7 protein-coding genes are annotated in these 7,814 nt (G+C 72.8%); 3 read left to right on the top strand and 4 right to left on the bottom strand.

The features are described from left to right. Positions 1 to 334 precede the first annotated feature (334 nt). The 4 genes from RS86_RS01090 to RS86_RS01075 form a co-directional block, all read right to left on the bottom strand. Entirely contained in the window at positions 335 to 1,936 is a 1,602-nt protein-coding gene (locus RS86_RS01090) for a molybdopterin-dependent oxidoreductase (protein ID WP_045270358.1), read from the bottom strand. A gap of 69 nt (positions 1,937 to 2,005) precedes the next feature. Further along, on the bottom strand, positions 2,006 to 3,229 hold the full coding sequence (locus tag RS86_RS01085; RefSeq protein ID WP_045270357.1) for a multidrug effflux MFS transporter: 1,224 nt from the start codon (positions 3,227 to 3,229) through the stop codon (positions 2,006 to 2,008). Beyond that, a complete protein-coding gene (locus RS86_RS01080; RefSeq protein WP_045270365.1) occupies positions 3,226 to 4,710 on the bottom strand; it encodes an MFS transporter in 1,485 nt (494 codons plus the stop codon). Before RS86_RS01080 ends, RS86_RS01085 begins: the two co-directional genes overlap by 4 nt. Before the next feature lie 5 nt (positions 4,711 to 4,715). Further along, the gene (locus RS86_RS01075; protein WP_045270356.1) at positions 4,716 to 5,162 is read right to left on the bottom strand and encodes a MarR family winged helix-turn-helix transcriptional regulator; all 447 of its coding nucleotides are present in this window, start codon (positions 5,160 to 5,162) and stop codon (positions 4,716 to 4,718) included. A gap of 127 nt (positions 5,163 to 5,289) precedes the next feature. On the opposite strand from RS86_RS01075, the gene RS86_RS01070 reads away from it, so the two are divergent. The 3 genes from RS86_RS01070 to RS86_RS01060 all read left to right on the top strand — a co-directional run bounded on the left by RS86_RS01070 (position 5,290) and on the right by RS86_RS01060 (position 7,794). Then, positions 5,290 to 5,958, top strand: a complete 669-nt coding sequence (locus tag RS86_RS01070; RefSeq protein ID WP_152642021.1) for a hypothetical protein — start codon at positions 5,290 to 5,292, stop codon at positions 5,956 to 5,958. A gap of 162 nt (positions 5,959 to 6,120) precedes the next feature. Next, positions 6,121 to 6,867 carry a copper homeostasis protein CutC gene (locus tag RS86_RS01065; RefSeq protein ID WP_045270354.1) on the top strand — a complete coding sequence of 249 codons (747 nt, stop codon included), beginning with the start codon at positions 6,121 to 6,123 and terminating at the stop codon, positions 6,865 to 6,867. A 57-nt stretch (positions 6,868 to 6,924) separates the two neighbouring features. After that, positions 6,925 to 7,794: an alpha/beta fold hydrolase gene (locus RS86_RS01060; protein WP_045270353.1), complete on the top strand. Its 870-nt coding sequence runs from the start codon at positions 6,925 to 6,927 to the stop codon at positions 7,792 to 7,794. Positions 7,795 to 7,814: the final 20 nt, after the last annotated feature.

Here is a 7,814-nt window from a genome sequence, read left to right as displayed (position 1 = left end):
GGTTCGGGGTGTTGTCGGGTGCCGGGGTTCGGGGTGTTGTCGGGTGCCGGGGTGGGCGGAGCCCGGTTTGGGGCGCCGTTTCTCGTTTTGGGGCGCCGGGTACCAGAATTTCCTGGTCGGACGCGCCCCAAAACCCGGGGACGCGCCCCAAAAACCAGGGTAGGTGCCAGGAATCGGGCCCGGCCAGGATCCAGGCCGTCCCGGGTGAGCGAGCCCGGTTCGGGGCGTGCTCTCTCGTTTTGGGGCGCACGGTGCCGGGATTTCGTGGCAAGGGGCGCCCCAAAACGAGGGGGTGCGCCCCAAAACCAGGGGAGGTGCCCGGAAAAGGGCCGGATCAGGCGTTCACCGTCACGGCGACCGTGTGCCAGCCGGTTGCGCCGTCGGGGGCCGGGGGCGCCATCTGCGCGGTCTGCACCGTGCCGTCGGCGCCGATCGCGCGGCAGCGGAGCACGCGCTGTCCCGCGGCGGCGCTCCAGGGGAGCCGCCACTGCACCCAGGTGTCGGCGGAGATCGCCGGGGCGAGCTCGGCCCGCTGCCACGGGCCGTCGTCGACCTGCACCTCGACCCCGGAGATCCCTTCGTGCGGCTGCCAGGCCACGCCGGCGATCACGGTGTCGCCCGCAGAGATCGCGCGGTTCGGGCGCGGCACGTCGATGCGCGAGGAGAGCTTGATCGGACCCCGGGAGGACCAGCCCCGGTCCGTCCAGTACGCGGTCGCGCGGTCGAAGCGGGTGACCTCCAGATCCGTGACCCACTTCGTCGCGGAGACGTATCCGTACAGGCCCGGCACGACCATCCGCACGGGGAAGCCGTGCTCGAACGGGAGCGGCTGGCCGTTCATGCCGATCGCGAGCAGCGCGTTGCGGTCGTCGGTCAGCGTCTCGAGCGGCGTACCGGCGGTGAAGCCGTCGACCGAGGTGGAGAGCACCATGTCGGCGTCGGCGGAGGGCTGCGCCTTCGCGAGCAGCTCCCGGATCGGGTAGCCGAGCCACAGGGCGTTGCCGACGAGGTCGCCGCCGACGTCGTTCGACACGCAGGACAGGGTCGCCGCCGACTCCACGAGCGGCAGGGCGAGCAGCTCGTCCCAAGTGAGCGTGACCTCGTGCGCGACGAGGCCGTGGATCCGCAGCTTCCACTGCGCCGGATCCACCTGGGGGACGATCAGTGCCGTGTCGATCCGGTAGAAGTCGGCGTTCGGGGTGAGCAGCGGGGTGAGCCCGTCGACTTTCAGTGCCGCGCCCGCGGGGATCGGCGGGGCCGGCTTCGCCGGCTTGGGCAGGTGCAGCGCCGAGCGCACGGCGCCGACGGCGACGGATCCGGCCCGGCCCGCGGTCGCGGCGACAGCAGCGAGTACGCCGATCGCGGCGGTGCCGATGGTCCAGGCGAGGAAGCGGCGACGGGAGGTGCCGTCGGCGACCGCGGTCGCGGCGTGCTCCGCAGCCGGCACTGGACCCGAGCCCGAAGCCGCACCCGCCTCCGAGCCCGCCGCCCCCGGCTCGGGCAGCCGTCGAACGAGCATCCGCAGCACGACGGCCGCGACGATGCCGGCCAGCAGCGCGGGCAGCCACGACAGAGGGGCAGCGTCGGCGCGCATCGGCGCGATCACGGCGACGACGACGCCCAGCACGACGAACCCGGCGACTCCCACGCTGCGCCAGCGTCGTTCGCAGAGTCCGAGCGCCGCGGCCGCGGCGAGCAGCACGATCGCGATCCCGGTGAGCAGCGCCGCCTTGTCCCCGGTCCCGAACCACGCGATCGCCGTGTCCTTCGCCCAGGAGGGGGCCGCGTCGATGAGAACGCCTCCGACGACCGCGAAGGGGCTCGATGACGGCGCGAGCAGCGTCGCTGCGAGCTCACCGGCGCCGATGCCGAGCAGGGCAGCCGCGACGCCGGCCGCGGCGGCCAGCGCCCTGTCGCGCGACGCGGATCCGGTCATGTTCTCAGCGTAGGAACCTCAGCGGCACCGGGCGCGTCGAGATCACGGATTCGTAAGAAGTTCCCGGCATCAGTCCCTGGGGCGGGTGACGCGTCCGGTCGCGGCGAGCAGCGCCAGTGCGGCAGCGAACGCGATCAGCATCGTCGCGCCCATCAGAGTCGCCGAGACCCCGGCGTGCGACAGCAGCGGCGGCAGGAGCGCACCCAGCAGGGCGGCCATGGTGCCCAGCACGGCGGAAGCGGATCCGGCTCCGCGCGTGATGCGGGACAGGGCGAGCGCGGTCAGGGTCGGGTTGTTCACGCCGTGCAGGCCGACCAGCACGAAGAGCGGCGCGAGCAGCCAGGGCAGTGGGCTGTGCAGCAGCGCGCTCAGCAGGACCGCCGTGGCCGCCGCGGTCCCGATCATGAGGGAGATCAGCACGATGCGGCGTCCGTCGATGCGGCGCTCGCCGGTGCGACGGGCGAGGCGGCGGCTGATCCACGCGCCGAGCACGATGCCTCCGGAGTTCAGCGCGAAGATCAGTGCGAAGCCCTGCGCGTCGACGCCGAACTGGTTCTGCAGCACGAACGACGACATCTGCAGGTAGGCGAAGAATCCGGCGGAGGCCAGGCCGAGGGCGAGGGCGAACACCATGAACGGCCCGTTGCCGAGGGCCGCCCCGATGCCGCGCAGGTCGTTGCCGAGCCCGCCCGTGGTCCGCTCGGCGAGGGGATGCGTCTCCGGCACGTACAGCGCCGCCGTCAGCAGCAGCAGTGCGCCGATCACGCCCAGCGCGACGAACAGGCCGCGCCAGTCGGTGAAGGTCAGCAGCGCGCCGCCCAGGAGCGGCGCGAGCACCGGCGCCGCGCCCGAGATCGCGGTCAGCGTGGCGAACCCGGCGGTCGCCTCGGAGCCCTTGTGCACGTCGTGCACCACCGCGCGGGCGATCGCCATCCCGGCTGCCCCGCACAGTCCCTGCAGCAGGCGCACCAGGATCAGCAGCTCGATCGAGGGGGAGACCGCGCACACGAACGAGGCGACCGCGAACCCCGCCACGGCCCACAGCAGCGGGCGGCGGCGGCCGTAGCGGTCGCTGATCGGCCCCCACAGCAGCTGGCCGAGGGCGAGCCCGATGAGGCACGCGCTCATCGTGACCTGCGCGAGGGCCTCGGTGGTGTGCAGGTCGCGGCCCAGCTGCGGGAGCGCCGGGATGTAGAGATCCATCGAGAGCGGCCCGAACGCCGAGAGCGCGCCGAGCGCGGGAAGCAGCGAACGGCGGGCGCGCGCGTCGCCGGTCGGGACGGCGTCGCTCACGCGCCGTCGCCCGATCCGTCGCGCTTCGTCGCGTCGGCGCGGCTGGCGTCGAGGTCGGCGCAGGGCGCGTCGAGGCCGACGTCACCGGATCCGGTGCGGGCGAAACCGGTCCCGGCGGATCCGGTCCCGTCGAGACGCTCGCTCCCCGGCGCGGTGCCGGTGCGCGGCTCGACCCGGATCGGCGTGGTCGCGCTCGTGATCGGCGGGATGAAGGCGCGCTGCATCGCCTCGACCACCCGCACGGGGCGGGTCTCGTCGAGGGTGAGCAGGAAGCGGGCGTCCTCCCGGCGATGCAGTCGCCCGGAGTGGAGCATCCAGCCGGCGCCGATCGCGAAGGACACGAGACCTGCGGCGCCGCCCACCATGATCGCGGCGCGCGGCCCGAAGGCGTCCGCCACCCAGCCCGCGATCGGGGCGCCGATCGGGGTCGCGCCCATCACGACCGCCATGTAGAGCGCGAGCACCCGACCGCGGAGGGCCGGATCCGTCGTCGTCTGCACGTAGCCGTTCGCGGTCGTGAGCATGGTCACCGTGGAGAACCCCACGAAGACGAGCGTGATCGCATAGGACACGTAGGTCGGCATCTGCGCGGACACGATCGATGCGACGCCGAACCCTCCGGCGGCGATCATGAGCACCCGCACCCTGGCGCGATCGCGCCGGGCTGCCAGCAGGGCCCCGGTGAGGGACCCGATCGCGAGCACCGAGCTGAGCACGCCGTAGCCGTCGGCCTGCTTGTGGAACTCGAGCGCCATGGTCGAGGCGAAGATCGGGAAGTTCATGCCGAACGCGCCGATGAGGAACACCATCGCGAACACGACCAGGAGATCCGGGCGGCTGCCGACGTACCGCATGCCCACCATGAGCCCGCCCGCGCGACGGTTCTTCGGGCGGGGCATGAGCTCGCGGGTGCGGATCATGAGCAGCGCAACGATCATCGCGAGGAACGTGGCCGCGTTCGCGACGAAGACCCAGCCGGAGCCGAGGGCGACGATCGAGAGGCCGCCGACGGCGGGGCCGATCAGGCGTGCCATGTTGAAGGACGCCGAGTTCAGCGCGACGGCGTTCGACGCGTTCTCCATCGCCACCATGTCGGACACGAACGCCTGCCGGGCCGGAGCGTCGAACGCGTTCGCGATGCCGAAGCACGCGGCGAACACGAGCATCAGGGGCAGCGTCATCACGTGCGTGAGCAGCAGCGCTGCGACGCCGAGGGCGAGGAGCATCAGCGTGGTCTGGGTGACGAGCAGGATCCGGCGCCGGTCGAAGCGGTCGGCGACCCGGCCGGTGAGACCGACCAGCACCAGGGGCGGCCCGAACTGCAGAGCCATCGTCGCGCCCATCGCGCTGGCGTCGTTGTGCGTGAGCTCGGTGAGCACGACCCAGTCCTGCGCGGTCGACTGCATCCAGCCGCCGATGTTCGAGATGATCGCGCCGAAGAACCAGACCCGGTAATTGAACACTCCGAAGGAGCGGAACATCTGGCTCACAGCTCGGCCAGCTTCCGCATCAGGATGCTGGCCTCGTGCAGGACCCGCAGCTCGTCCTCGGTCAGGTCCAGCTCGGCGATCTCGGTCATCAGCAGCTGCGTGCGCCGCTCGAACGTCTCGACCACGATCGATTCACCCGCCGGGGTGATGTCCACATGGACGCGGCGGCGATCCTGATCATCGGGGATCCGGATCGCGTAGCCCTGCTCCTCGAGACCCGTCACGAGCGCGCTCATGGTCGGGGCGGTCACGCGTTCGCGGTCGGCGAGCGCGGTGAGGGAGTGGCGGCCGTGCGCGCGGAGCGCGGCGAGCACGCCCAGCTGGGCGTCGCTCATCGCGGTGTTGCGGCTGTCCACGGCGCGGACGGAGCGCAGACGGCGGGCGAGCCGGAACGTGGCGAGGCGCAGTTCGGTGGCGGTCTCGTGCAGGTTCTCAGAAGTCATTGCTTAGATAGCCTAACTAAGTATTCGAGGTCGTGGGCGCGTTCCGCGGTCCGGGGTGCCGAAACGAGCCCGAGGCGGGCGCTGAGGCGGATCCGTCCTCCCGCGGCGTGCGGCTACGGTGGCAGCTGTGAGCACGCAGGTGTCAGAGCTACTCGGGTCGGCGCGCTTCGCCGCGACCGCCGCTCAGCGGGAGGCCGAGCTCGCGGGGCTCGCGGACGGGCTGCGCGCCCCGGAATCCGCGGATCGCCTTCGCGCGGCGCGACGGCTGAGTGCGCTGGCGCGGGCGGAGCTGAGCTGGATGATGCTGCCCGTGCGGACCCACTTCCTCTCGGCGGGCACCCTGCGGGAGCTGGCCGAAGCGCTTCGCACGGATGACGTCGCCCTGCGGGACACCCTGCTGATCGCGATCAGGAACGCCTACGAACGCTACGTCACGCACCCGATGTGGCAGCAGGATCCCGTCGCGGCGACCGGCACCGACGCGGATGCCGACGCCTGGCGGGCCTGGATGCATCCGATCGCCGAAGGTCTGATAACGGCGTCCGCGCCGACCACGCGCGCGGAGGCCGCCTATCTGCTGGCACTGTGCGAGGATCCGCGGGCGTGGGACGTCTACCTGGACGTCGTGGCGAAACGGAGCGGCCTGCTCGGCCATCTCGAGCTCGCGGTCCTCCGCTGCCCGGACAGCAGGACGGTCGAGGTCCGCACCGCACTGCTCGATCTCGCGGCGCGCACCGCCGAGCGGCATCCCCGCCAGGCGTACACCGCGGAGAGCATCCGCTCCGCCCTCGCGTAGTCCACGGCGTCGTCGGCGGGCCGGCCGGACCACCCGGATGCGGCCGGCTCGCCCTGGTCGGCGACGCCGGGGCCCCGAGCAGTGACACCGGTTATGCAAGCGGCTGAACAAATGCCCCGCGCGTCCGTTCCACTCGACACGTCGACCGGTGAGAATGGACGAATGCCGCTCGCGCTCGAAGTCGCCGTCCAGGATGCCGCCGGGGTGCGCATCGCCCGCGAGATCGGCGCACGCCGCGTCGAGCTGACGCAGGCCCTCGCGCTCGGCGGACTCACGCCGTCGCCGGCGACGCTCGAGCTCGCGGTCGAGGCCGCAGGGACGGGCGCGGGCCCGGAGGTGCACGTCCTGGTGCGTCCGAGGGCGGGCGGTTTCCACTACGACGCGGACGAGATCGCGACCGCGGTGCGCGACGTGAAGTGGATGCTCGCTCACGGCGCCGCGGGCGTCGTGATCGGCGCGCAGACCGCCGGCGGCGAGCTCGATGCGGACGCGCTCGCGCGACTGCGCGATGCGGCCCGCGAGGCGCGCGCCGACGCCCAGGTGACGCTGCACCGGGCGATCGATGCGACGCCGGATCCGCGGGCGGGACTCGACGTCGCGCTCGCCCTGGGCTTCACCCGCGTGCTGACCTCGGGCGGAGCATCGGCCGCGCGCGACGGGCTCGGCGTGCTGCGCGCCCTCGTCTCGGCCGCCGAGGGGCGGATCGAGGTGATGGCGGGCAGCGGGGTCACTGCGGCGAACGCGGCCGAGATCGCCGCGACCGGCGTGGACGCGCTGCACTTCTCCGCCAAGCGCACGGTCGCCGCAGCCGGGTCCGTGCGGATGGGCTCCGCCGCGGACGATGGCGGCGGCCACGAGGTCACCGACCTCGCCGAGGCCCTCGCCGTGCGCGCCGCGGTCGGGCTCTGACCGCGTCATCTGCGGACCCGATCCGCGCTCGGCGGTCCGGATCCGTAGACTCGGGGCATGGCTGAGCCCCGCACCGCCGAGTTCACCGACGCACACGGCATCGCGATCGTCTACGACGTCCACCCCGCCGCTGACGGCGTCGCCCCCCGCGGCGTGGTCCAGCTGCTGCACGGCGTCGGCGAGCATGCCGGCCGCTACGGCGCGCTGATCGCCGCGCTCACCGCCGCCGGCTTCGCGGTCTACGCCGACGACCATCGCGGCCACGGACGCACGGGCATGAAGCAGCACGGCGACGCGGCGAAGCTGGGCCGGCTCGGCCCCGGCGGCATGCGCGCCGTCGTCGCGGACGAGTGGCAGCTGACCGAGCTCATCCGTGGCGAGAACCCCGGGCTCCCGCTCGTGCTGCTCGGTCACTCGTGGGGATCCTTCCTCGCGCAGATGGTCCTGAACGCGCACCCGGACGGCTACGACGCCGTGATCCTGACCGGATCCGCCCACCGCACCCCGACCGACCTCAACTCGATGCCGCTGAACGCGCGGTGGAAGGGGCCGGACGCGCACGGCCTGGAGTGGCTCACGCGCGACCCCGCGGTGTGGGACGCGTTCCGCGCCGATCCGCTGACGACCGAGGTGCCGCTGCTCAAGCTGTTCGGGCCGATCGAGGCCGCGCGACTCTACGGGCGCCCGGGCAAGGACTTCCCGAATGACGTGCCGGTGCTGCTCATGGTCGGCCGGGACGACCCGGTCGGCGGACCGCGCAGCGTGCACCGCCTCGCCGACGACTACCGCAACCGTTCCGGCCTCAGCGACGTGACCACGCTCGTCTACCCCGACGCGCGCCACGAGATCTTCAACGAGCTGCAGCAGGACGAGGTGCGGGCGGATCTGCTCGCCTGGCTCGACAAGCACATCCCGCGCCGCGACTGAGCCGCGGATCCGCGCCCGCA

It is taken from the genome of Microbacterium azadirachtae (genome assembly GCF_000956505.1).
Lineage (GTDB): Bacteria > Actinomycetota > Actinomycetes > Actinomycetales > Microbacteriaceae > Microbacterium > Microbacterium azadirachtae_A.
The sequence above is the reverse complement of the archived record's forward strand: the minus strand, read 5'-3'. Positions and strand labels throughout refer to the sequence as shown.